Below are 23,457 nucleotides of genomic sequence, written 5' to 3' on the forward strand. Positions count from 1 at the left end.
GCTATGTTTACATCAAGCCTTTTTGGAAGTAATACAACCACATCTACTATCGGTGAGCATTGGCCTATCGGCGGTGGTTCATCGCGCAGTAGTCAGGCTGGAATAAGAGTGACGCCAGAAACCGCCATGGCCAATAGTGCAGTTTATCGCGCCGTCACCTTACTGGCGGAGTCAGTCGCCAGTATGCCGTGCGAGTTGTTTAAACGTGACGGTGAACATAGGGTAAGAGCTAAAGATCATCCGCTCTTTAATGTGCTTAGATACCAGCCAAATAAAAAAGATACCGCGTTTGAATACTTCGAGAGTGGCCAAGGGTTTTTAGGTACCAATGGAAACCACATTGCACTAATACAGCGCAATAGCAAAATGCAGGTTGAGGAACTGATACCGGTTCACTTTGATAAGGTACGTGTACTAAAAGGTCGTGACGGTTTACCTTACTACAACTTCCCTAGTGAAAATAAAACGCTCACTATGGATGATGTGCACCACGTGAAAGGGCAATCAACGGATGGATTTATTGGGTGTTCACCCTTGCAAATCGCCGCCGATACCGTCGGTCTAGCTTTAGCAACCGAGAAACACGCCGCCTATAGTTTTAATAATAACGCTACTATAAGCGGAGTTATTGAGCGTCCGAAAGAGGCCGAAAAGCTCACCACACAAACTGCTGTTGATAATATTGTCGAATCATTTGCCGCCCGCCATTCAGGATGGCGCAATATGTTCAAAGTCGCGTTACTACAAGAGGGTATGACTTACAAACAGGCGGCAATGACCAACGAGCAAGCACAGCTTATTGAGGCGCGTCGTATGGGTATTGCCGACATAGCGAGGCTCTACGGTATACCACTTAACATGCTGCAAGAAACGGCAGGTGAATCTTACAAATCGGTTGAACAAAACACTTTAAATTTCTTGGTGTTTGCCCTCTTGCCATGGATTAAACGCTGGGAAGCAGCGATGCACCGTGACTTGTTACTTAAGAGTGAGCGATCTGACTACTTTATAGAATTTAATTTAAGTTCTTTAATGCGCGGAGACTTAAAAAGTCGATATGAAGCCTATGCCCTTGGTCGTCAATGGGGTTTTTTATCTGCTAATGATATACGCCGCTTGGAGAATTTACCGCCGCTTGGACCAGAGGGCGATATATATCTATCACCACTGAACATGGTCGACAGTAAAAATGCCGAAATTCACCAGCAGTTAAACACCGCATCAGCGGAGCAAATACAAGAGATCAAAGCAATATGTCAGCGATAAACTATCCACACATCGCCGCAATGGCCTTTAATACTCCATTGCTAGCAACCGCCGAATTGGCGCAAACAGTCAGCGAATTTCTACACAATCGCTTACAAGGCCTTGACGAACGGGCAATGCAGTCAAATATGTCGGCAAAGAAAACCAAAGAATATTTTATTGGCGATCCTGAGCAGGGCGATAAAGTGGCAGTGATAGCTGTGCACGGTTTGCTAATTCCGCGAATGGGATACATTGATGATAGCTGTATGGAAGTAATGAGCTATGAGCGCCTACAAAACCAAATTAACGCGGCAATGAAAGACGAGCGAGTGCAAGAAATCGTTCTTGACATTAATTCAGGTGGCGGCAGTGCTCAAGGGGCTTTTGAATGTGCTGATTTCATTAGAGCAGCTAAAGCAACAAAACCAATTCGTGCAATTGTTAATATGAACGCCTACAGCGGCGCATACCTTATTGCCTGCGCGTGTACTGAAATCATAATCAGTAAAACTGCGGGAGTGGGTTCAATTGGTGTGTACATAAAGCGCCTAGATCTCACTGAGCATTATGAGCAGGAAGGTGCAAAGATTCACACTTTCTTTCGTGGCGACACCAAAGTCGACTTTCACCCAGATATGGCGATCAGTGAAGCAGAAATCACCCGTATAAACGCGAATATTGATGAAACCTATAAAATGTTTGTTGACTATGTGGCCGACAACCGAAATCTGAATGCAGATAAAGTAAAAGCAACACAGGCAAACACTTATTTAGGGCAAAAAGCCATTGATCTCGGCTTAGCAGATCGGCTTGCTACACCTCAAGATGCTATCAACAGTATTGTCAGTAATATCGCAAAACAAGCTGACAACCAACGCATGATCAACCATGCACTCCACTTAGAACCACTTTAAATAAGCACCAAAAATTCAGTCTTAAAGGTCGCCGTGTGCGGCCTTTTTTTGTGTCATAAAAAAGGTAAAGCCATGTTTAAACTATCCGACTTAAGAGCCGCGCACAACATCAAGGTTGAGCGCGTAAAAATTCTCGCTTCGAAGTTAGAAAGCGAGGGAAAGCTAAGTGATGATGAGCGTTCTGAGTTCACTAACCTGCAAGGTGAAATTTCTGAACTAAAAGAAAAAATCAATAACATCTCTTACGCTGAGCAATTAGCAGCAGAGCAAGCCACACCGGTTACCCAAGAAAGCTCCGGTGGCTCACTAGCGATTCATGTAAAGAAAGAGCTGAAAGAGTATCCAGGTGCAAAAATAGCCCGTTTTGGTATGGCTATTGCGGCAGGTAAAGGTGACCTTAGTCTTGCTGAAAATTTTGCAGCCAAAGAAATTGGTGATAAAGACGTTGCACTGGCCGTTTCTACGGCAGAGGGATCCGGTGGCGCATTAGTGCCTGAAACACTGAGTGATGACTTTATTGAGTTGCTGCGACCAAAAACAGTGGTTCGTGCCCTTGGAGCCCAAACTGTGCCTTTAGTGAATGGTAATTTGACTATCCCACGCCACACTGGCGGTGCGGTATCTGGCTATAAGGGCGAAAACGAATCGCGCAATGCTGAAAGTCAATCAACAGACGATGTGAAACTGTCTGCAAAAACGCAAATGACCATTGTGCCTATTTCAAATGAGCTGATTGGTTATGCCGGTTACAATGTTGAGCGTATTTTCTTAAATGACATGCTCACTGCAACAGCCACTCGTCAAGACAAAGCGTTCTTACGTGACGATGGTACGAACAACACGCCAACAGGTTTGCGGCCCGCCGCTCAAGCTGCAGGTAGAACGGTTAAATTTACCGGTGATATGAGCAATGCCTCACAGGTGGGGTACATCGTTGATAAATACCTAGATAGCTTAATATTAGAGCTTGAAAATTCTGATAGTGCCATGGTGAGCTGTGGTTGGGCTTTTTCTCCTCGTACTGCAATGTTCTTATATGGTTTACGTGATGGTAATGGCAACAAGCTTTACCCTGAAATGTCACAGGGCATGTTGAAAAACTACCCATTCAAAAAAACCACAAACATTCCAAACAATTTAGTCAATGGTTCGATTACTGATCTGTCTGAAATCTACTTTGCCGATTTTAATGATGTGATCATTGGTGAAACGAATGCTATGACAATTGATTTTAGTCGAGAAGCAACATACAAAGATGCGTCGGGCAACCTAGTTTCTGCATACTCAAATAACCAATCGGTACTGCGTGTGGTCACCGGTAATGATATCGGTTTCCGACATAATGAAGGGATCATTGTAGGTACTGATATCAAGTTTTAATTAAATAACCCCCTGTCTGGTTGAATCAGGCAGGGTGAGAAATAGGAAAGATTATGAGTAATGCAGAGCTGTTAGAAAAAAATTTAGTTGAGCCCTCTTTTGAACAGGTAGAAAAAACAGGGGTTGAACTCAACTCTTGCCCTGAAGCGGTGTTGTTCTTTGTTGCTAAGTTAGCTGTTTTAAATCCTGCAGAAAAGCCAAATGTGACAGACCTAGAAGTGTTGGTATTTGATGACAGTGGTCAAACCAAAAAGGTAAAGCCAACATCTGCGGAGCGGGATCAGGCTTATGATTTTTATAAGTCCTTAGAGAGTGAAGAAGCACCACAGGAATCATTGCAAGAGCTGAATCCAAGAGAGAAAGTGTTTTTGGAGTTTTTAGGCCCTTATGGTCGATACACCAAAGGTGACAAAGCCGTATTCGATGCGAAAAATGCAGAGCGGATTTTAAGTTTTAAACCACCAGTGGCAAAAGCTTATAAACCTGAAAGCTAGAACTAACTTATCCAATTGAGTAAGCCAAGCCGCCTTGCTTTTGCAGGCGGCTTTTTTGTAAGCGAGTGCCGCATGATCATAACCCTAGTCAGAGCTAAGCAACAGTTAAATGTCGAAGACGACTTTGATAACCCCAAGATAGAGGCGCTTATTCCGCAAGCGATTGGTCTGGTTGTCGCAGACATTGGCCGTGACATTTACCAAACGGGGGCGGAGGTGCCTGAAAACGCCGAGTGCCCAATTATACTGGATGAAATCTCTCCTTTTAAAAGAGCCAACTTAGAAACAGCAACGCTTTTGCAGCTGGGGTCGCTTTGGTCCACGGCGGAAGCTGAAACATCAAGACCCATGACCGAAACCAAGGCATACCAATCGGCAATCAAGCCATTTGTCAGAGTGTTAGTGGGGTAGTGTATGTATCGACTAAGAGCATCACAAAAGCGCCACCGCGCTAAGCTCTTCAATGAGGAAAAAGTTCAGGGCAAGCGTGGTGACAGCAAAAAGCTGGTGCTGTTGTCGACAGTAAAAGGGCTTTTTATAAAAAAACGCGGTGATAAAGACAGCACGGATTCTTTAGAGGTATCAACGGCGCAAGCTACGTTTTCATGCGATTATCGGGCTAATTTTGAAAGCGTCGTTTGTATTGAAGTTGGTGGAATACGATACAACGTTAGCGATGTGACTAACGTCGACCTCGCTAACGTGAAACTCATGTTTGATTTGGAAAGAAATCTATGAAGATTGAATCAAATTTAACTGGTTTTAAAGAGTTAGAACAGGCATTAAAAAATGTTGCTGGTGAAGTTTCTGCCAAGGCGTTGCGAGGGGCGCTTAGATCAGGAGGCAATATTGTTAAACGTGCTATCGAGAGTAACATTGCTGCCAATTTTGACTCAGACACGGGTCAACTCGCTGAATCTGTTCGGGTTAAATCAACTCTGAACAAAAAGCAAAATCATAATATATATGACGCTGCTGTCTATGTCGGTGTTTATAACGTACGGGCTATTCAAGCTGCCGCAGGTAAAGATATTCCAGCCAGTGTTATCGCATATTGGTTAGAGTCGGGAGTGAAGCCTCACGACCTTAACGCCAAGTCAAAACGCAGTCGTGGAAAAGTAGGTGAGGGGGAAAACAACTTTCATCCTGGTATTGCTCCAAAGCCTTTTATTCGTCCAGCACTTTTAAATAATGAAGACGCTGTACTCAATGCCACAAGGGTTGATTTGAAGGCGCGCATTGACCGAGTCGTAAGAAAAGCCACTAGAGGGTAGTTAGCAATGCTAGAGAACGCGATAACTGAAATGCTAAGGCTGCCAGAAATAGCTCAGTATCATCGTGGAGTTTATGACAGTGTTATTCCAGATGATAGTGAATTCCCTGCAGTAAGTTACCAAATAATTAGCGATAAACCGGTGTTATCAATTGATAACACCGGTCCGAGAAAAGCGGTGATACAAATTAATTGTGTAGATAAGATGCGATCTGATGACGATAGTTACTTTGCTGATGAGCAGGCGTTTTTTCTTGCAAAAGCAATACGAACTCAGTGGTCGTCACTTCGCGGGGTTTTCTCAGACATTAAGATAGCCGGTGTCCAAGAGCAAGGCACCCACCCAAAGCTCAACTCAGACACCGATACATACCACCAAATTCAAGATTTCACCATACAATACGAGGAATAACTATGTTACCGGATGGCACAAAACTCTTTATTGCTGACAGCAATGACTCTGCGAATCCACTTAACATTGTAGGCTTTGAAGACATTGGGGACTTAGGTAAAGATGAAGTGTTTGTTAACACGACGGTGTTATCAGATGACGCTGAGGTCTTTGAGGTCTCTAAACGTAAAGAGGGGGCTGAGCGAGACCTGATTTGCAGATACGAACCAGATGACGAAGGGCAAAAAGCCCTTATTGCAGCAGGTAATGCAAAGGAAAAAAGAAAGCTTCTGGTGCAAGTACCGGGAATAGCAAATAAATGGGAGTTTATTGCTCAACTATCTAAGTCAAAGGTTCAAAAGCCTGAGTCAGGAAAGGGACTCATGCTGGTTATGAAAATCGCAATCGAATCAGAAACTGGGAGTATTGTGTAATGGCATTTAAAAAAGATGATTTTTTTGCAGCGCTGTCCATGGCTCAGAACAAACCTGTACCTGTCAATGTGAAAGGGTTTGGTACTTTGTTCGTTAAATCTATGACACTTGCAGATCAAGAAGCGTGGGAAGAAACTCTCTCGGATGAGAAAGGAAATAAAATTCATGGGCGAATCATGGCATCATTCATCGCACAAGTGTGTGTAGACGAGCAAGGCAACAAGGTGTTCGACGAGTCCGATATTCCCAAGTTAAATGAGCTAAAAAGCGGCCCTTTAAAATCGCTATTTGCTGAAGCACAGAAGCACAATGAGTTCAGTTCTGGCGACATCGAGGAGTTAGAAAAAAACTAAAGAAAGACGGCTTGCGCGCCTTTGTCATAAAGCTTGCGCTCGATTTAGGCTGTTTGCCGTCTGAACTCAAAGTAAAGCTAACTACCCAGGAGCTAGCTGAGATCATTGCTTTTCGCAACCTGCAATTAAAAGCTTCCCAACCATCCAATAACAAGCCTCGTATGACGTCAGATGAAGCGTGTAAATGGCTTAATGCAATCGGAGCAAAGCAAGTATGAGTACACTAGCCAGCTTAAATATTATGCTTGGGGCGAATAGTGCTGTGCTTCGGCGTGAACTAACTCGGGCGGCAAAGTCTACGCATAGCTTTGTTTCTGGAGCAAAAAAACAACTAGGTAATCTCACTGCTTTTTCTGCAAAAGCTGGAAAAAAAATGGGGGCTGGTGTCGCTGTTGGTTCAGCGGCGCTGGGTGCGGGGCTTGTGGCAATGGAGCGTACACTAAAATCTATCGAAGATATACGTCGTCAGGCGGATAACGTGTCTTTGCCAGTTGAAGACTATCAAGCATATATTTTTGCAACTAAAGCGGCTGGATTGGAAGCCGATCAATTCGGTGATGTTATAAAAGATCTTAATGCTAAAGTTACGGATTTTGCTGTAAGCGGAGGAGGGGCGCTTGCCGACTTCTTCGCTGTTACTGGGGAAGATGTTAAAGAGTGGCAAAAGTTACAGCCTGCTGAGCAGTTTGAGCGGTTTACCAAAGAGCTTGATAAAATGAGTGAATCAGAAGCTCGTTTTTGGCTTGATGAGATAAACGACTCTGCTGCAAAAATGTTTGGCACCTTGATCCGCAATAAGGGGGAGTTTGCAGGCAACGTTAAGCTAGCAAAAGATCTCGGTCTTGTTATGAGTTCAGATGTCGTTGCTGGCGTACAGCGAACTTATAGAGAAGTTAATACATTAAAAGCCATGCTTGGTGGTATGTGGCAGCACACAATAGCTGCGGCTTCGCCTGTATTTGAGTATGTATCTATTGAGTTGAGAAAGTGGTTAACAGACACGGCAAATGCAAATGGTGGCTTTGCGAGTCTAGGTAAGACGATTGTAAATAGCATCTTGGGTTCGGTTCAGGCTGGTATTGTAGGAGTTTCTAAACTCTTTTATGAGATCCAAAGCGCCAGTTATAAAGTAATAGGTGAGCATAACGCATCATACATCGTTATGACGCGAAACCTACGGAAATTGAATAATTTATATGATGCACAATCCGCCTCGGTAGAAGAGCTTGCAGAGAGCTATCAATTAACTCAGAAAGTATTGCAAGAGCACGAAGCCGGTACACGCAAATTATCGGCGACTCAACAAAAAGAAGCGAAAGCTTTTGTGCGAGCGTATGTCGAAAAGCTGTCGAGTTTAGGTGCGTTAGGTGATCAGATAGTCGGTCTTGAGCAACAAGTTGGTGAATTTGAAGAACAAGAAGGCATAGCTGCGCCATTCAAAGGGGCGTTAGATACGTTAAAAGCTCTAAAGGCTCAGGTGGTGAGTGTTAAGGTTGAGTTGGGTGGAGTAAAGGCGCCAGAATACACTCCGCCAAGTCAAGATAACTTCAAAACTGCTATCAAAAATCCTTTCGAATCCCGCCTAAAACAAGCCGAGGAATACTTCTCTCTCAAGCGTTTAATGCGCCAAAATGATTGGACTGAAGAACGTGCGAAGTTGCAGTTGGAGCTGAATGAGTACAAAGCAGCATTAGATAAAAAGCAACTGTCTGATCGTGAATACTACATGCTAAAACAGCAAGCAGAGCAGACGTTTCAAACTCAAAGCTTGCAGCAAAACCAAACATTTATGCAACAGCTTCGCGCGCAAGTAGAGCAAACCACAACTGATTATCAAAGTATGTGGGGCAATACATTCGATAGATTCACACAGGGTATTGGTCAGAGTGTTTCGGATGCGTTGTTCACGCAGCAAAGCTTTTCTGAATCCATGAAAGGGGTGCTGGGTGGTGTCGTTAAAAGCACCGTTGCGGCGCTAGCTGAAATGGGAGCAAAGCGCCTTGCACTTTGGGTGCTTGAAAAAACACTGAACAAAACTACAGCATCAGGTGCTGCGGGATTCTTGTCAATGCAGGCGCAAGCGATGGCTTTCATGGCTGGTTTAAACGCATTTGCTAGCACTGCTGCAATTCCTGTTGTGGGGCCAGCAGCAGCCCCTGCTGCTATGGGGGCGGCGCTTGCTGTTGCGCAACCTATGGCATCTGCGATTGCGGGTGTTAGTGCCGGTATGGTGGGGATGGCGCACAGTGGTATTGATCATATTCCTGCAGAAGGGACGTGGTTATTGGATAAAGGGGAGCGAGTTTACACGAATGAATCCGTTGCTAAATTGGATCATATGTACGATGCAATTATGTCTCAGGCTACAGCTTCACCATCAGGAGGCTCAACCGTACACATGAGCTTATCTGTCAATGCGCTAAATACAGACCATTTTAAGAAATGGTGGGATGACAACGAAAATGAGCTTATGGGTCGCATCCAGTCAAAAATTGATAAACCGCTTTAGTAGAGTAGGTGATATGAACTTTCCTGAAGATCTTATTTTGCCTCAAGAGGCAACGCTTGGTACGCAGTACCAAACCCAAAGTGAAGAGACGCACGGAGGAAAGCGTCCAAAAAATAGAATTGGTAGTGCCCATCAGTGGAAGCTTGAGATAACGACTCCTGAGCTTGATTTTAAGCGCAGCATGCGTTTATTCGCGTTTATCCATAGTTTGCAGGGGCAATTTCAAAATTTCAGCATTAGAAACCCAATTCCTGCTATTGGTGTAGGGGTCAATGTTGGTGCAACAGTTGCGGTGACTGCTGAGCAATTTAGCACGTTAATCACTATAGAACGTGCTTTTGGAGGCCAGCTGAGTTCTGGCGATCTGATTTCATTCTCAAATCATCCGAAGGTGTACATGGTCATTAATGATGCCAGTGCAAACAGCCAAGGCAAATTGGTTGTTGATATTTCACCGCCGCTTTTTCAGCGCATTTCCAAAGGTGGAGCAGTTCACACCGGAAATAATGTCTACTTCTCGATGGAGATGACCAAAGACAGCTATGAATTAAGCCTGAATGCAAAAAGTGCAAAGGAGCAAAAGCTCGTACTACAAATGGAGGAAGCTTGGCGTGCTTAATTTGACTTCTGCTCAAAAAGCGCTATTAGCGGGGGAACATTCCTATGCAAACTTGCTAACTATAAAGTTATCTAGTGGTTTCTTGCGATTTACCGATGCCCCCCACGACATTGAATTTGGGGCTAAATACCTCTCAGGCATTTGGATTAAATGTCCAAGCTTTCAGGTCGACGGGAAACCGAAAATAAATGAGGTCAACTTTAAACTGAGCGCGGTATCTCCAGAGGTACATGCCGTTTTTTTCAATCAGAGCTGGCTGAATAGAAAGGTGAGTGTTCAGCGAATCTTTTTTAATCAAGAGATGACCGTGCAGCTCGCACTACAGTTATGGGAAGGTCTGCTCATAAACAGAGACGGTTCAGAGAGTATAAATGAGGCGTCGATAGAGCTTAGCGCAGCAAGTATCTGGGCGGATTTTAAAGCGGCAAGAGGTAGGCGCACAAATGAAGCCAGTCAACAACTTTTCTTTCCTAACGACAAGGGTTTCGAGTTTTCTGGACTCGTGCGCAAGGATATTCCTTGGGGCAAACCCACAAGCTAAATTTCAATCGAGGTAGTATTAAGTGGGCTTCTTCAATGATGTATTCAAATTCTTATTTGGTTGGATGGTACCTGAACCGAAACAGCCAGACTCAGGTACGTTATTAACTAAACCTGCGTCAGACAACCCCGTCAATGTTATCTATGGAAAGCGAAAAACAACTGGGACGATTGTTTTTCAAAATACCACGAACCCAGATGATGGCGATGATGTTGAAAATGATTTGTTGCACATGGTCATCGTGTGGGGCGAGGCAGTCCACAGTATTGATGAGGTTTATCTTGGTGATGATCCTATTACGCATCAAAAATACAATGGGTTAGCCTATGCGATTAATTTCCCAAATGGAATGGGGAACTATTACTATGATGAGTTAGCAAAGGCTGGTTTTGATCCGAAAAACAAAAATCATCGTTTAGACGGTTGCGCGGTCTCATACATTCGTCTCGAATGGTCTATTGAAAAAGACACGCCTTTTCGTGGCGTTCCGCAAGTCTCTGCGTTGTTATCAGGGCGACGAGTTCGTCCAATGTCGGGTGGAGCTGCGCGTTATTCTCAAAACCCTGCAGAGTGTCTATTTGACTATCTCACCAATAAAGTTTACGGGAAAGGGCTGTCCAGCGCTGATCTCGATGTAAGCTCATTTAAGCGCGCGGTTGCTATCTGTAATCAGCAGGTACCTAAGTATCAAGGTGCCTCTGTCAAAAAACCTTTGTTTACTACGAATGTGATCTTAGATACGTCTAATCAAGTCATTGATAATGTCACAACACTACTCAAGCCCATGCGGGCATACTTGCCTGAAATTAATGGCAAGTTAACTTTAGTGATAGAACAAGACGACGCACCAGTTAACCTTACAATTACTGACAAGCACATTAGAAAGTCTCTGAAATACTCAGAGTCTGGTAAAGAGCAATGGTACAACCGAGTTATCGTCGAATTTGATGATAAAGACAAGCGTTATTCTAAACAGCAGGTATCATGGCCAGAGCCGGATAGCGATTTATTTAGAACTTGGCTGCAACAGGACAACGGTGAATTGCTTGAGCAGCGCGTGACGGTGAATGCAATAACCGATTACTATGAGGCCAGACAATACGCGAGAGTACTAGCGATGTTAAGCCGAGAGTCGCTAACGCTAGAACTCGAAGTGTCACCAGTTGCACTACAGTACACCTTTGGTGATGTTATCCCTGTGTATTATGAAAAGCTCGGTTTTAATAATAAGCCTTTTAGACTGCTAAAAAGTATTCAGCTGCCTGATGGTTGGTTTAAGCTCACACTACAAGAGCATCAACCGTATATCTATAATTGGTTGTTAGGTGGTTCTAGGGCGCCAATTCCGGACTCGACACTCCCTGATCCAAGTAACGTTTCCATCCCTGAAAATCTACAAACAGAAGTGCTTGAAGATGGTCGAGTTCGCCTTTTCTGGGAATCAATTCATCATCGTTTTGTTGTGCGCATAATAAAACAAGGCGCCTTAAAATCTGAACTCACCGTCGTTCAAAATGAGTGCGTGCTTGATGAGCTATCGGCGGGTACATATCAGGTTAAAGTGCGCGCAATTAATGGGCTTGGTTATCGCTCAGATTGGGCAGCATTATCATTTGAGGTTGTACGTCCTGTTGCTCCCTCGATATCTGTCACCTCAAAGACACACACCACGGTCAATTTTATGGCTACACTGGCTAAGTCAGGAGTAGGCACAAAGTTTGAGTGGATATTTGATGGATTTGAAAATTCGGTATCGGCCACGGGTTCAACATTTACCGTAACGGGTTTAGAGCCAAAAACGGAATACATGATCCGCTGTCGAGCGGTAAACCCTTCCGGTGTGAGTCCATGGGCTGAGCACAAATTCTCAACAGGCGCCGCACCTAAAAATGAGCAGTTAAGCCAACTATATTTTGATTTGACACAGTCCCCAACGTGGACCGCATTAGGTGGGGAGTGGCTACCAAAAGAATTAAGCAATAATGTCACAGTAATTGTCAGAGACAAACGAACAAAAGAAGTCATCGCGCATCAATTATTGGTAGTTCACTTGAATGAGGTGCTGGGCACATTAGATATTGAAGTGACCAACGACAAAAGTAACTCATCAGACTCTGAGCTAGCGCTTGAATACCAAGGGTTGGGAACTGCAAGCTTGACCATCGTTGCTTATCACGATGGAGAGGTAGCTCGTCAGTCATTCTCAAGTATTGGAGTGACTGCAAGGGAAATAGACGAAATCAAAGATAAAATTGCAGCCGCAGATATTCTTGGTGACTCAACGCTAAAAAGTATTTTGTCTGGATTTGAAGTTTTTGAACAAGACTTGCGTAGTACGCTAACGCTTGAAAAGAAAACAGATCTCACAAATACAAAAGTTGTTGAAGTGTTTGCTCAGCAGGCGTCTGATAGGGAGGCGTTTAGTTTAAAAACGTTGGAGCTGCAGGCGTCAGTTAATGAAAACTTAGCGTACCTGAAACAGACTTACATTACAAAAGCTGATACCGAAACAGCAATATCATTGGTTAGAACCCAACTGCAATCTCAAGTTAATGAGAACAAGTCGAATATAGAGCAAAACTATTTGACGAAAGCTGACACAGAAATGGCGATAAGTCAGGTTCGACTTGAGTTAGCAAGTACCACGGACGAAAATCGAGCTTATGTCCAGCAAAACTACCTAACAAAAACAGACACTGAAGAGGCTATCAGCCAAGTTCGTATAGAAACTAATGCTCGATTTGAGCAAAACGAATCGAACTTAGCGCAAAACTACTATTCATCCGCAGATACCGACGAAGCCATTAGCGCAGCTTCAACGGTGTTGGAAGCCAAAATGGACGGTAAAATTGGCGCGGTATCGGATAGGTTAGACACGGTTAAAAGCACGGCTGATGGTAATAGTTCCGCAATCAGTCAGCTGACCTTACGTGCTAATGGTCTCGATCAATCTGTGTCAGCGGCGTTTAACCGTATTTACAATGTTGAGGTGGATGCAGACAACAATAGCAGCGCAATCAGTGCGATGTTCACTCGTGCTAATGATATTGAGAACGGGCTGGACGCCGTATCAGGTCGTGTTTCTCAGGTTGAAGCTAAGTCAGATGGTACAGCCTCCGCGGTGGAATCATTAAGCTCAAGAGTAAGTAGCGCTGAACACGGCGTATCGTCTGCGAATATTGAGCTGAGTTCTCATGCAAGCCGCCTTGGGGGGCTTGAGTCCAAAGTCAGTTTAAGTGTGACCTACAATGGTCTGATAACAGGGCTCGATATTACACCCGGGAAAATGGCATTTGCAGCCGATGCCTTTGAATGGCACACCAGTTCTAGTCATGTGATCCGTTCACGAAATGGTGGTATTGCAGGGTTTACCAATGGCGGCTTTCGGTGGGGAATTGAGAGTACAGGATCAGCTTATTTCAACTATGTTCATGCTGATAATATGACGCTTGGCAGTGACAATTCTAAAGTGTCAGTGGCCGCGGATATTATAGGGATATACACCGGTGTGCGTTCAAGTGCGAAAAATTGGGCTTTTTATGCTCAACAAGGTGCCATAGGCCCACATACCAGCGCCCACGAAGGCTTACTACCTAAAGAGATTAACCCTGAAGTCGGTGACATTGTGTGTGATGTGGAGCTGATCCACATAGCTGACATTTCCAATGCCATCGGGACGTTACGCTTGAGTAATCATCGTTTAGATGGTGATGTCCGTGGTGTATACACTGCACGTAGGCCACTTGAAATAGACCAACCCGCAGGACTTAAAGGGTTTGAGGGGTGGGAGCAACTGGCAGAACCGTATGATATTGCCATTTTTAATGCCGGGGGCGAGGGTGCCATCAACGTATGTAGTGAGGGCGGCGACCTCAAAACGAACGACTATATCTGTGCATCAAGTATACCTGGTAAAGGCATGCGACTCCCTGATGATGCGCCAATCTCAAAAGCAGTAGCACAAAACCGCTTTCCTATCACCTTCCCCAAAGACGGTGAAATCCATTTTGCACGCGCCGCGGCGATTTACATAAAGGGATAAATCATGATCCATAGCATGGGAACCATATCACTTGCGTTAAATAGCAATGTGATACAAGGGAGTAATACCTATTTTCAAACAGTAGGTAAAACAACAACCGGCACATTGCTGATTATTGAATTGCCGCAAATTGGCTCGCAACTGCTGCAGGTCGTTGCAGTGGTTAGTGATACAGAGCTGAGAGTATCAAAGGTAGATGGTACACCTTACCTTTCGCCTGTAGCGCTGCAAAACATAAAATACGGGCTGTGTAAGAACTTTACCCATACAACAACGGCTGAAATCGCCAAACAACTTGCAGAACTCACAGCCAAGTGGCAGCGGCGCGAAACTGAAATGACAGGCTGGTATGCCTCAGACGATGACGCCTACCCAGTCACAGACTTTCTTGGTACGCAAAAACCTGTGCCAACTCCTGCGTTTATTAACAGGCTGACACAGGTTGCAAGTACAGCCAGTAGCGATTTAAGCCAAATGGCGGCGGCCATCGAGCAAAACAAACAAACACTTGCGACCGTAGAACCAAGATTAAGTGAATTTGAGAGTAAATTTACTCAAGCGCAAGCTCAAAATAGCAATGTAAATACCAAGCATAATGAGGTTGTTTTAAAGCATGGCCAAGTGAGTGATGTATTCAATGTTGTGCAAAATATGGCAGCAACGGTCGAAGCAAAACATGGTGAGGTGTCAGGTTTTAGTGAGTCAATATCTGAACAAGCTAAGCAAGTCACTTTATTCGTTGAACACTCATCCGCCCATAGTAAGTTAAGCATAGAGGCCGCTCAAGCGGCGCAGCAGTTTAAAGCGCAATGTGAAGACATTCTCACACAAACCCAAACCTTTGGTGACACACTAACGCAAAGTGTCACTGATGCTAAGAGTGCAATTTCACAAGATAAGAATAATGCAATCACTCATGTAGCTGAGTTGTCAGAACAGCTAACAACGCGAGTGGAGGAAGCCAAAGAGCAGATTGCTGCCAACTCATCAGCTGTAACGACGCAAGTTAATCAGTTTGCAGGTATGATTAAGTCCAGCGAGAGTAGTGCGAAAGATGCTGCTAACACTGCAATATTAAAGGCAAATGCCTGCACCATTAAAGCCGATGAGCTCACTCGCTCGCAAGTTGATCTTGTTAATAACATTGCCCAAGTAGCTGCGCAGATTGAAAAGCCGGCAGAACAAGTTAGTGCGATTGCAAAAGACATTACCAACGACAAAGCCAACGTTGAATTGCTAAAAAAACATTCGGCTGCGCATAGCGCAATCAGTATGTTGGCGTTAGAAACCATGCTCAGCAATACACACAATATCCAAGCTGCGTTTTCGGCTGCGCTCGATGGCACGTTAACCCACGACCAAATCAATAACCTATTTAATTAACCTAACCCGAGGTAACAATGGCTGATCCTAATACGATGGGAGAAGCTGTCGCGGCACTAAACCAAGTCGCGTCAGCACATGAGAATTTACAAGCTCAATTTATCGGTAAACAAAATGAGATAGAGCAAAATAACCAGGCAATGCAGGACTGGCAAACGCAATTGGGGACCGTTGATTTTATCAACCCTGATGGTTCAGTCCGCACGGTAAAAACATTGCGCCAGCTAATGGCCGATGCGCAAATGCAAATTGATGAAACCCACCCCCACCCGTACGCCATGCGCAAATCTACCTTTGAAGCGCTCCGCGCTGTAAATAATGAAATGTTCGCTGCCAGTGGATTTGTGCACTTTGGAATGCACAACTCTGCAAATTCAGCCTCTATAAATGAGGGGCTACAGTCATTTGGGAGCTTCTTAGATCCAGCTACTGCAAACCTTTTACTAATGGGTAGGAACAAACTATCCACTGCAGGTGACTGCAAATCAAAATCAGAGTGCGCGATTATCAATATCGCAGGTGTGACTACAAAAATCATAACTAAAGATATCTTAGACTATCATCACGCATCAATTAAATTTCCCCCTCCAGAGGACGGCTCAAGAACGTTTGATACTTTGATAGGGCAAAGCGTTAAACACTCTTCAGCTGAAGTCGCATTTGCAAGTGTTACGGACACGAATAAAGTCGTTACAGATCGAGTTGATATGTGGGGGTTTGAAGTCTTTCTGAGGGAAATTAATGAGAATGATCCCTATGTTTATGCATACGGTCTTATTCAAAGTGAGCTCACTAAGATAGACTCGGTTCCAACACAACAAAATTTAACAAGACCTAAAAGTTATTTTGCATGGTATAAAGGTGATGAGGCGACAATAGGTAGAGGTGTTAATTGGTTAACTGCTAGTGAATCGCAAAGAAAGGTTATAGCTAAAAACCCTGATAATAATATCTTTTTCGATGATGATACGGGTAAATTCTACCAATGGAGTGTTGCCGGTTGTTCATTTGCGGGCAATGGTAATGGAGACTGGTGGAATTTAACATCAATGCGAACCGGGCAATTGCAAATGTCCTCATCAGGAATAAATCAAAGGCTTCCGCCAAAAGGTAACTTAGACGTTAGACCCGAAAATGGAGGGCTTGGGCAATATTACGCGGCAACTCTGAATCACCAGTATAACCCTGCACCTCATCTTGGGGTATTCACAGCCCAACCAGAGAAAACTTACGGAGAAGAGTGCTATTTTTTAGTATGTGGCACTGTTAACCGGTTAAATCAAGGAGCGTATCATCCAAGCTTTAACCCTCTTGGTACTAAACTAATAAAAAACAAAGATATTGACGGGGGGGCTACATGGGATGATGAAAGCGCTCATTCGATATCAGAAAAAAAAGAATGCTTTGTACAGGGAAGCGCTTCAACCCCTGGCTATCAAGAATCTACGGGAGGGATTGGGCAAGTCTCAGGGCGCCCAGATGAAAGGTCATTTGACGCAATTTATTCTAGTGGCCAAGGAGGTGTTTGCATTGATATGCGATACTCAGCTTGGGGAGTATCACAAGCTGAATTATTCAATAAAGACTTCGACGTCAAAAGAGGGGCATTCCGAGGTAGAGAACTACTAACTAGCCCATTGAAGATAGGAATAGTGCCTTCAATAAGTAGTCAGGTTTTATATTTTGATGGAGAAGCTTTGCCAGAAAAAGTTGTAAACTCTGGGCTTGGTGAAAGAGTACTCCTTAGGGTGACAAGTTGGAGTGGTGTAGTCTTCACAGATGAATATCAATCACTGTCATCTGGGGATTGGCATGAAATGCTAATCTCCAATCATCCAAGTTCTAGCCGGTTAGCGCTGATCATTGCAGGGAAGTCGCCGAGAATAATTGAATCAGGAGAAGCTGATAATTTAAAGGTTGATATTATGCTTATTGGAAGCAAAATGGGCTATCTACCGTCTTACGCTATATCAGTATCCGGTTTATATAACCACATGGAAGTTGTCGCTAGTCCAACGAGCGTTATGATGTGTAATGATTTAAAAGATGGTTGGATAGGCACTTACACTAAACCGCATCAAGGGTCCATAAAGCTCTCTAGACCAGTCAGTGCGCATCCTGATCACCTTCGATACTTTTCGGATGATTATGGAGTAACATGGTCAAAAAGTTCAGTGAACATTGATGTAAAGTCTAATGTAGTAAGCTCTCTTGTCGAAAACAATAACTTTATAGAAATTTTGATGTACAAAACCATGGCGGTCATGACAAGAAGTGCGGCAAATAACAGAATTTACAACTCGACTGATTCTGTATTCTCAACAGCATACTATCATGACAATTTAGGTAGGCTATTTAATTACTCACTGACAAAGAATGTGGCGAATGGTGAGGTTTCCAATGGCGGTCCGATTGTACCAGAAGTGCCACTGCTGACTTCAAATATACGACCGTTATCACTGACTTTAGATGATATCCCAAGTAGAGAATGTGAGCATGCACCAATTAAACTTGCTTCTCAATCATCGCCTGGCATGAAAGCTCTAACTTACTTTTCTGAACATAACTCTCAAGTCTATATTTATTATGCATTCACAGAGCTGGTTCATAGCGAAATTGGTTGGGGTGATGACAGTAAAATTCATATAAGTGATTATGAAACGACTATGCTCGATGAAAATGGTTGTACCGTTTTGGTTGGTACGGCCTGTACTATAGAACCATTAGGGTGGGTGAAAAATGATAAATAACCTAGAGCCAATTATTTTTTTTATAAAGCTTGGTCAAAATGATGTACCACTGTTAGGTGAACATGGGTTACCTCAATTAATACCCCGCCCTATTGGAAAAGATATCGGTGAACTTGTAAGAAAAGGGAAAGTGAACGATTTGGAGCGTTTTGCTGAAATACAAATTCAACAGGAGCAATGGGATTGGGCTAAGTCCTATCTAGACTACCTAGTAGAGTTAGAGGCTGTGCAGCAATACAACGCTGAACTTCCTGAAACCACGCAAGACGCAGAAGGTAACGAAGTGCCTAACGAACCAAAGCCGCTACCTGTTGCGCCGGAGCGTCCCGCGGTAAGAACTACTGAAGAGGTTTTGTCACCCTATATGTTAGCAATTGAAAAGTTGCGGGGAGTCACATTCAAAGGGGTGAATGTATCGCTCAATGAAGCGAATCAAAACGGGCTATCGGCGCTCAAGAGCGCGCTAGACTTAGCCATAGAGTTTGGAGCTGAAGAGCAATTCTTTCCGGTGAATTTCAATGCAGAAACTTCGCAGGGGGTCCAAGTATTACCACTTGATAATGCAAAAGAGTTTAAGCAATTTGGATTAGAGTTCGTCCTTTCTAGACGCCGCTTCTTCGAATAAGTCATTAACTTAGCCCCGAAAGGGGCTTTTTTATAGGAGCAAATCAGTGACAGCCCCAATGAAATCAAACCCTAGATACCCATATTTATTGCGGGTACTCATCGCCATTGACCAGCTGGCCAATGTGGTGTTTTTAAACGGCTCGGAAGATCACACTATTTCAGGTCGAGTTGGCCACAAAGCAAAAACCACAAATAAGTGGTACTGGCTAGCGCTAGAAAAGTTTATAAACATATTATTTTTCTTTGATAAAAACCATTGTCGGCGCTCCATCGAGCGCGATGAGTTGCATAATAAGTATTAGGGGTCACCCTTAGTTGCAGCAAACAATGTGCATCTTTTTAATTTGGGCTTTATTACGCTTAAATATTAAGCAAACCTAGCCGCCCACTCGATAAATAAGAGTAAATAATTTAGCATATATCTAGACCTTATCACTATTTGTGATATATACTCTTTTTGCTGTCACAGCCTTTAGCTGTGTATAAGGTTAATCTAAATTATCGAATAGTAAATCGCGGGCACAAAAAAACCACTGTTGGCGCAGTGGTTCTTTCAAGTGATTTGAAGTGAATAAACCCAACAAAACAAACTTATTGGTTAGTTTACTTTGGCTCACGGTGCACTGCAAGTTTTTTAAGCAGAGTATTGATGAAAAAAATAACAAAGAGCAATCGCAAAGGGGCGGTTGACTATTGCAACCGCGTAAAAAACGCGGACCCGCGCTTTGATGTGCCTGAGTCCCATTATCAAAAGGGGCGCTTGGCTTTCATTAACGATGCGGTTAAAAAGAGCCACGAAGTGAATGTGCTGCTTTCTGACGTTGCAATGTGGGCAAGAGCTAACTGCGACCGATATAAAGCATTTTACAAGCCTAGAGCCGATGCCATCAGAGCATTGGTGAGCTGTTTTGCTGAGCACTATCATGTGGTAACAGGGCAGTGTCAGGTATCACTCCGAAACGCAGCTGACCTCTGTGGCCTGAGTACCATATCTCAACGCGAAAAAGAAAAGGCCAAGTCAGATCCTGCGTACACTCCAAGACCAAATATAACGCGCGCAACTCGCGCCTTTCAGGATCTCGTGGAAATGGGGTGGGTAAATGCCCCCAAGAATTGGCAGATCTGGGACAAGCATGGCGGGCAATGGATAGACAAGCTATTTGAGTTAACCCCGCTTTTTTTCAAGGCTTTGGGCATCACGCCAGAGCGCCTAGAGCGCCAGCGCGAAGCCCGTTTAAAATATCTGGCAAAGAGCAACTGGTTGGGTTTGAGTGCTGACGAACTCGCGAGTAAAAGCTTGAACGAACTAAAGCAGGCGGTCAGACACTTGTATGCCCGCGCTGTTTTTGAGCGCCGTGCAAAAAAACAAGAAGCCGCGAAACTTCGCCGCCAACTTAAGGGTAAAACACCGGGAGAGCAGCGCCATGTTGCAGCTCAGCGCGTGATAAAGCGTTTGGGCACTCAAGTAAAGAGCATGAGCAATGAGCTGTTTAGTGCAGAAACCAACCAAGAGCTGGCTTTGATGCGACGCATTATATCGAGGCCAGACCTCTCCTAGCGCATTTTACCTCTTATCTAACACCCACGCTTAAGCGTGGATTTTGTGCTGCACCGCGTTCTCTGAAAATCTCATAACATACTATCCACTCCCACTTAACCACCTTCCTTTCTATTCCTACAGCGCTTTCCTCTCTAATTGCACCTAAACCAGGTTACTTATACATATAAGGTGCAAACGTAAAATAAACCAAAGTGCCTATACTTAGATGTAAAGTGCAAAATTATTTACTGCTTATTAAAAACAGATAATCTTTGATACGCCAAGCAAGCTGTGGATAAGGAAATCCGCTTCGATGCGCTAAAGCGCATGGCGGTCTTTAAAATGATGATGCTCGACTTCGCAGCAGGGCTGCGCGAGCTCTCAAGCCCCATCTGCACTATAAAAGAAAAATGTGACTACACCATCGCGGTAAGTTAGTGCAATATTGGTTTATCAGAGGGGGCATCAAGATTTGTACCATTGACTAATAATGTGCGCCCGCCAACGTTAGCGAGTAGCGTGAGCTGGTTTAGGTTACCGGCTCACGCCTACATGCGCTAAGCGCATTGAGTGCGGCCACAAAAAAGCGGGGGCGTAGTAAAAACTGCAGGGCGGATAAGTCCGATATAATACTGAATATCAGTAAAGTGATAAATTTTAGCTCTCAAATGTCTGTGGGTAACCTTCATCATAACGATAATGAATTGTAGGAATAAATTATAACTGTATAAATAAACACTACATTAGTATATCCGCACTTTACGCCACTATAAAATTTATTAATTAATACCGGGAGTTATTTACTTGTTGGGCCTATGTAGTATTGGCTTGTTCCACTGTGCAACACTTGCTATAAATCCCACCGAATAAAAAAAGTGCAAAAAGATTAAAAAATACCTTGCATCATGGTGCGTATTGCACCATAATTGTATTCAGAGGTTGAGGCAAGGGGCTTCAACCAGCACCGCACCTCGGGTTCACAGGGGTGGAGAAGGATAATGATGAATTTTGAAACTAAAGCAGTACCGCCTGACTCTTTTTACAGTGACGACAAAGTTTTAGAGTGGAAAGAGTTGGACACGCCTTTTGGTCGCGTTAGGATTCTACACCTTGATTACGTGGCTGAACGTCCTATGTTAATCCCTGGCTTTATATTGCCTGAACAACCAGAGCAACTTGTAGCAGAGTTTATTGACGGTCACTATAAAGGCCTTAATATAGGGTATGGCAACAAAGATGAGTACACTTTAGATTTTCACCAAGCTTTGAGACTTTTGTTTGATCAAATGGGTCGCCATGTAGCAACCGCTATCGAAGATAACCAAAGAGATACATTTGATTGTTTAAACTGGTATAAACCATAATACTGCGGGTTGTTTATAAAACATTTAGCCGCGAAAGCGGCTTCACAAGGAGGTAAAAATGGGAAAAGTTATAGATTTAGCTAAAAGGGAACATCCCGACGATAAAGTGGCTTTTTACTGCACTGTTTATGACGAGTCGCCCTGTTTGGGGGTTTCGGTCAGCAGTAAACCAGATGGCGGCGTTAAAGTGATGGCCTATCACATGTACGTAGGCACTGAGCAAGAGCGTGAACGGTGGATAGCGCAATCGTTCAAAGAGGCGTTGATAGACATGGGGGTGATCACTTGTACTGCGGATGGCGAGTCGCTTGATATTGCTAAGTGGCAAGCGCTGTGAGTACCTTTATACAGCATGTGACCTTAAATACAGGTCACAATAAACCTTATAACCGCTTTGAGTGCCGTCCTGAGACAATAAAAAGCTGCAAAGAATTAATTAAGTTTGCATTACAGGTCGGTTCGCCAGTCTCCTTGCCTGACGGGGATTTATGTCATTTGGCTTTCAGCTGTGTTGCTGATGGGCGCAAGCTAGTGATCACAGTTTATGCTCCGATGTCTCCTCACACTAAAGGCAAGCCATTTAATCACACTGGTAGCAATAGCGCACCGCTGGCAATCTGTGGCATTGCACCCAAATCAAAGGATGCAAAGTTATGGGATTTACTCATCGACACTTACACCACCGTTTATCCCGATGAGCAAGTAAGCTGCGATAGGCCGCAAGCACCTTGGTTGGCGGTGGTAGTAACGCCGCTGGTAATGCAGTTTATGGAGTCTATGTCTGTGCTGGCTGATTTTGAGCGGTGCATGGCGTGGGCATGGGTAGAAATACTTAAAGAGAGGTGATATGACGACAGAACAACAAAGGGCGCTTACTGCGCTGTTTGAAACAAAAATAAGTGGCAAGGCGCTTTCTCAGCGTGATGCAGTAAAGCTAATCGCCAGCGTTAATGGTGGTATTGCCCCCACCCACACCTCACTTGGTCGTGCTTTGCGTGGTGAGGGTAATGACTATGTGGTCAGTTGTTATATTAATCATTTAGCGCAAGGTATAAAAAAAGCGCAAAATGGTTAAAAAATAACTTGCATTATGGTGCGTATTGCACCATAATTATATTCAGAGGTTGAGGCAAGGGGCTTCAACCAACACCGCACCTCGGGTTGACAGGGGTGGAAATGGAAAAATGAAAATAATCTTTAACAGCAACAACTCAACATCAAAAGCAGCGCTTATCATTAATGATAAGTTTGGTTTTTTAGCGCAACATGAAGCTGAGAAAATCTTTAATGAAATGGATGTTGAGGGTGGTGCGTTTGGTTCGATCCAGTTGGTGCCAGCGAGTACTCATTACAAATCAGCGAAATACGATCTTGCAGAGCTAAAACCAATCGACATAAAGCAGTATATCGTAGAGCAGACGCGATATGTTAATGCTCGCAATGCGGCAATAGATGAATTTGCCGACCAATTTACCGATGATTTTGAAAAACTAATGGCGTCTTTTTCGCCTGAGTTTGATTCGCAAAGAGAGGCGTTTGTTGCACAGCGCCTTGAAAGCCAAGGTATTATCAAGCCATAAAATTCAAGGCTAAAA

The 23,457-nt window shown here is 43.9% G+C and carries 24 protein-coding genes; all 24 read left to right on the forward strand.

All coding sequences use genetic code 11. The features are described 5' to 3' along the window. The first annotated feature begins 3 nt into the window (after positions 1-3). The 24 genes from F9Y84_RS18075 (at position 4) to F9Y84_RS18190 (ending at position 23,442) form a co-directional block, all read left to right on the forward strand. The gene (locus F9Y84_RS18075; RefSeq protein ID WP_147389460.1) at positions 4-1,266 is read left to right on the forward strand and encodes a phage portal protein; all 1,263 of its coding nucleotides are present in this window, start codon (positions 4-6) and stop codon (positions 1,264-1,266) included. Then, entirely contained in the window at positions 1,254-2,162 is a 909-nt protein-coding gene (locus tag F9Y84_RS18080) for a S49 family peptidase (RefSeq protein ID WP_147389461.1), read from the forward strand. The genes F9Y84_RS18075 and F9Y84_RS18080 overlap by 13 nt, the downstream gene beginning before the upstream one ends. Positions 2,163-2,234: 72 nt before the next feature. After that, positions 2,235-3,542, forward strand: a complete 1,308-nt coding sequence (locus tag F9Y84_RS18085; protein WP_147389462.1) for a phage major capsid protein — start codon at positions 2,235-2,237, stop codon at positions 3,540-3,542. Between the two features lie 53 nt (positions 3,543-3,595). Continuing rightward, positions 3,596-4,036: a hypothetical protein gene (locus F9Y84_RS18090; RefSeq protein ID WP_147389463.1), complete on the forward strand. Its 441-nt coding sequence runs from the start codon at positions 3,596-3,598 to the stop codon at positions 4,034-4,036. A gap of 72 nt (positions 4,037-4,108) precedes the next feature. Continuing rightward, on the forward strand, positions 4,109-4,447 hold the full coding sequence (locus tag F9Y84_RS18095; protein WP_147389464.1) for a head-tail connector protein: 339 nt from the start codon (positions 4,109-4,111) through the stop codon (positions 4,445-4,447). A gap of 3 nt (positions 4,448-4,450) precedes the next feature. After that, positions 4,451-4,774 carry a hypothetical protein gene (locus F9Y84_RS18100; RefSeq protein WP_147389465.1) on the forward strand — a complete coding sequence of 108 codons (324 nt, stop codon included), beginning with the start codon at positions 4,451-4,453 and terminating at the stop codon, positions 4,772-4,774. Further along, positions 4,771-5,310: an HK97-gp10 family putative phage morphogenesis protein gene (locus F9Y84_RS18105; RefSeq protein WP_147389466.1), complete on the forward strand. Its 540-nt coding sequence runs from the start codon at positions 4,771-4,773 to the stop codon at positions 5,308-5,310. Before F9Y84_RS18100 ends, F9Y84_RS18105 begins: the two co-directional genes overlap by 4 nt. A gap of 6 nt (positions 5,311-5,316) precedes the next feature. After that, positions 5,317-5,721, forward strand: a complete 405-nt coding sequence (locus F9Y84_RS18110) for a hypothetical protein (RefSeq protein WP_147389467.1) — start codon at positions 5,317-5,319, stop codon at positions 5,719-5,721. 2 nt (positions 5,722-5,723) lie between these two features. After that, positions 5,724-6,134 (forward strand): hypothetical protein, encoded by a 411-nt coding sequence (locus F9Y84_RS18115; RefSeq protein ID WP_147389468.1) that lies wholly within the window; start codon positions 5,724-5,726, stop codon positions 6,132-6,134. After that, on the forward strand, positions 6,134-6,487 hold the full coding sequence (locus F9Y84_RS18120) for a hypothetical protein (protein WP_147389469.1): 354 nt from the start codon (positions 6,134-6,136) through the stop codon (positions 6,485-6,487). The genes F9Y84_RS18115 and F9Y84_RS18120 overlap by 1 nt, the downstream gene beginning before the upstream one ends. A gap of 214 nt (positions 6,488-6,701) precedes the next feature. Beyond that, positions 6,702-8,996 carry a hypothetical protein gene (locus F9Y84_RS18125; protein WP_147389470.1) on the forward strand — a complete coding sequence of 765 codons (2,295 nt, stop codon included), beginning with the start codon at positions 6,702-6,704 and terminating at the stop codon, positions 8,994-8,996. 13 nt (positions 8,997-9,009) lie between these two features. After that, the gene (locus F9Y84_RS18130; RefSeq protein ID WP_147389471.1) at positions 9,010-9,615 is read left to right on the forward strand and encodes a hypothetical protein; all 606 of its coding nucleotides are present in this window, start codon (positions 9,010-9,012) and stop codon (positions 9,613-9,615) included. Further along, complete coding sequence (locus F9Y84_RS18135; protein WP_147389472.1) at positions 9,608-10,156, forward strand: hypothetical protein; 549 nt, start codon at positions 9,608-9,610, stop codon at positions 10,154-10,156. Before F9Y84_RS18130 ends, F9Y84_RS18135 begins: the two co-directional genes overlap by 8 nt. A 22-nt stretch (positions 10,157-10,178) precedes the next feature. Then, on the forward strand, positions 10,179-14,198 hold the full coding sequence (locus tag F9Y84_RS18140) for a hypothetical protein (protein WP_147389473.1): 4,020 nt from the start codon (positions 10,179-10,181) through the stop codon (positions 14,196-14,198). Positions 14,199-14,201: 3 nt separating this feature from the next. Next, on the forward strand, positions 14,202-15,581 hold the full coding sequence (locus F9Y84_RS18145; RefSeq protein ID WP_147389474.1) for a hypothetical protein: 1,380 nt from the start codon (positions 14,202-14,204) through the stop codon (positions 15,579-15,581). 17 nt (positions 15,582-15,598) lie between these two features. Beyond that, on the forward strand, positions 15,599-18,331 hold the full coding sequence (locus F9Y84_RS18150) for a hypothetical protein (RefSeq protein WP_147389475.1): 2,733 nt from the start codon (positions 15,599-15,601) through the stop codon (positions 18,329-18,331). Next, the gene (locus tag F9Y84_RS18155) at positions 18,321-18,956 is read left to right on the forward strand and encodes a hypothetical protein (RefSeq protein WP_147389476.1); all 636 of its coding nucleotides are present in this window, start codon (positions 18,321-18,323) and stop codon (positions 18,954-18,956) included. Before F9Y84_RS18150 ends, F9Y84_RS18155 begins: the two co-directional genes overlap by 11 nt. Positions 18,957-19,002: 46 nt before the next feature. Next, positions 19,003-19,260 carry a PH domain-containing protein gene (locus F9Y84_RS18160; protein WP_147389477.1) on the forward strand — a complete coding sequence of 86 codons (258 nt, stop codon included), beginning with the start codon at positions 19,003-19,005 and terminating at the stop codon, positions 19,258-19,260. Positions 19,261-19,607: 347 nt separating this feature from the next. Further along, complete coding sequence (repA, locus tag F9Y84_RS18165; RefSeq protein WP_147389478.1) at positions 19,608-20,516, forward strand: plasmid replication initiator RepA; 909 nt, start codon at positions 19,608-19,610, stop codon at positions 20,514-20,516. Between the two features lie 980 nt (positions 20,517-21,496). Next, positions 21,497-21,862, forward strand: coding sequence for a hypothetical protein (locus F9Y84_RS18170; RefSeq protein ID WP_147389479.1), 366 nt, complete (start codon positions 21,497-21,499; stop codon positions 21,860-21,862). A gap of 58 nt (positions 21,863-21,920) precedes the next feature. Then, positions 21,921-22,199 (forward strand): hypothetical protein, encoded by a 279-nt coding sequence (locus F9Y84_RS18175; protein WP_147389480.1) that lies wholly within the window; start codon positions 21,921-21,923, stop codon positions 22,197-22,199. Next, the gene (locus F9Y84_RS18180; protein ID WP_147389481.1) at positions 22,196-22,708 is read left to right on the forward strand and encodes a hypothetical protein; all 513 of its coding nucleotides are present in this window, start codon (positions 22,196-22,198) and stop codon (positions 22,706-22,708) included. The genes F9Y84_RS18175 and F9Y84_RS18180 overlap by 4 nt, the downstream gene beginning before the upstream one ends. 1 nt (position 22,709) lies before the next feature. Continuing rightward, a complete protein-coding gene (locus F9Y84_RS18185) occupies positions 22,710-22,937 on the forward strand; it encodes a hypothetical protein (protein ID WP_147389482.1) in 228 nt (75 codons plus the stop codon). A 109-nt stretch (positions 22,938-23,046) separates the two neighbouring features. Beyond that, complete coding sequence (locus F9Y84_RS18190; protein WP_147389483.1) at positions 23,047-23,442, forward strand: hypothetical protein; 396 nt, start codon at positions 23,047-23,049, stop codon at positions 23,440-23,442. The last annotated feature ends 15 nt before the right edge of the window (positions 23,443-23,457 follow it).

The organism is Pseudoalteromonas peptidolytica, from assembly GCF_012641745.1.
GTDB classification, from domain to species: Bacteria; Pseudomonadota; Gammaproteobacteria; order Enterobacterales; family Alteromonadaceae; genus Pseudoalteromonas; species Pseudoalteromonas peptidolytica.

Excerpts from the sequence above, each read along its gene's own strand:
- F9Y84_RS18130 (WP_147389471.1), top strand. The coding sequence starts at position 9,010 with ATGAACTTTCCTGAAGATCTTATTTTGCCTCAAGAGGCAACGCTTGGT.
- F9Y84_RS18100 (WP_147389465.1), top strand. The coding sequence starts at position 4,451 with ATGTATCGACTAAGAGCATCACAAAAGCGCCACCGCGCTAAGCTCTTC.
- F9Y84_RS18185 (WP_147389482.1), top strand. The coding sequence starts at position 22,710 with ATGACGACAGAACAACAAAGGGCGCTTACTGCGCTGTTTGAAACAAAA.
- F9Y84_RS18155 (WP_147389476.1), top strand. The coding sequence starts at position 18,321 with ATGATAAATAACCTAGAGCCAATTATTTTTTTTATAAAGCTTGGTCAA.
- F9Y84_RS18080 (WP_147389461.1), top strand. The coding sequence starts at position 1,254 with ATGTCAGCGATAAACTATCCACACATCGCCGCAATGGCCTTTAATACT.
- F9Y84_RS18170 (WP_147389479.1), top strand. The coding sequence starts at position 21,497 with ATGATGAATTTTGAAACTAAAGCAGTACCGCCTGACTCTTTTTACAGT.
- F9Y84_RS18125 (WP_147389470.1), top strand. The coding sequence starts at position 6,702 with ATGAGTACACTAGCCAGCTTAAATATTATGCTTGGGGCGAATAGTGCT.
- F9Y84_RS18175 (WP_147389480.1), top strand. The coding sequence starts at position 21,921 with ATGGGAAAAGTTATAGATTTAGCTAAAAGGGAACATCCCGACGATAAA.
- F9Y84_RS18115 (WP_147389468.1), top strand. The coding sequence starts at position 5,724 with ATGTTACCGGATGGCACAAAACTCTTTATTGCTGACAGCAATGACTCT.
- F9Y84_RS18110 (WP_147389467.1), top strand. The coding sequence starts at position 5,317 with ATGCTAGAGAACGCGATAACTGAAATGCTAAGGCTGCCAGAAATAGCT.
- F9Y84_RS18085 (WP_147389462.1), top strand. The coding sequence starts at position 2,235 with ATGTTTAAACTATCCGACTTAAGAGCCGCGCACAACATCAAGGTTGAG.
- F9Y84_RS18095 (WP_147389464.1), top strand. The coding sequence starts at position 4,109 with ATGATCATAACCCTAGTCAGAGCTAAGCAACAGTTAAATGTCGAAGAC.
- F9Y84_RS18090 (WP_147389463.1), top strand. The coding sequence starts at position 3,596 with ATGAGTAATGCAGAGCTGTTAGAAAAAAATTTAGTTGAGCCCTCTTTT.
- F9Y84_RS18120 (WP_147389469.1), top strand. The coding sequence starts at position 6,134 with ATGGCATTTAAAAAAGATGATTTTTTTGCAGCGCTGTCCATGGCTCAG.
- F9Y84_RS18145 (WP_147389474.1), top strand. The coding sequence starts at position 14,202 with ATGATCCATAGCATGGGAACCATATCACTTGCGTTAAATAGCAATGTG.
- F9Y84_RS18105 (WP_147389466.1), top strand. The coding sequence starts at position 4,771 with ATGAAGATTGAATCAAATTTAACTGGTTTTAAAGAGTTAGAACAGGCA.
- F9Y84_RS18075 (WP_147389460.1), top strand. The coding sequence starts at position 4 with ATGTTTACATCAAGCCTTTTTGGAAGTAATACAACCACATCTACTATC.
- F9Y84_RS18190 (WP_147389483.1), top strand. The coding sequence starts at position 23,047 with ATGAAAATAATCTTTAACAGCAACAACTCAACATCAAAAGCAGCGCTT.
- F9Y84_RS18150 (WP_147389475.1), top strand. The coding sequence starts at position 15,599 with ATGGCTGATCCTAATACGATGGGAGAAGCTGTCGCGGCACTAAACCAA.
- repA (WP_147389478.1), top strand. The coding sequence starts at position 19,608 with ATGAAAAAAATAACAAAGAGCAATCGCAAAGGGGCGGTTGACTATTGC.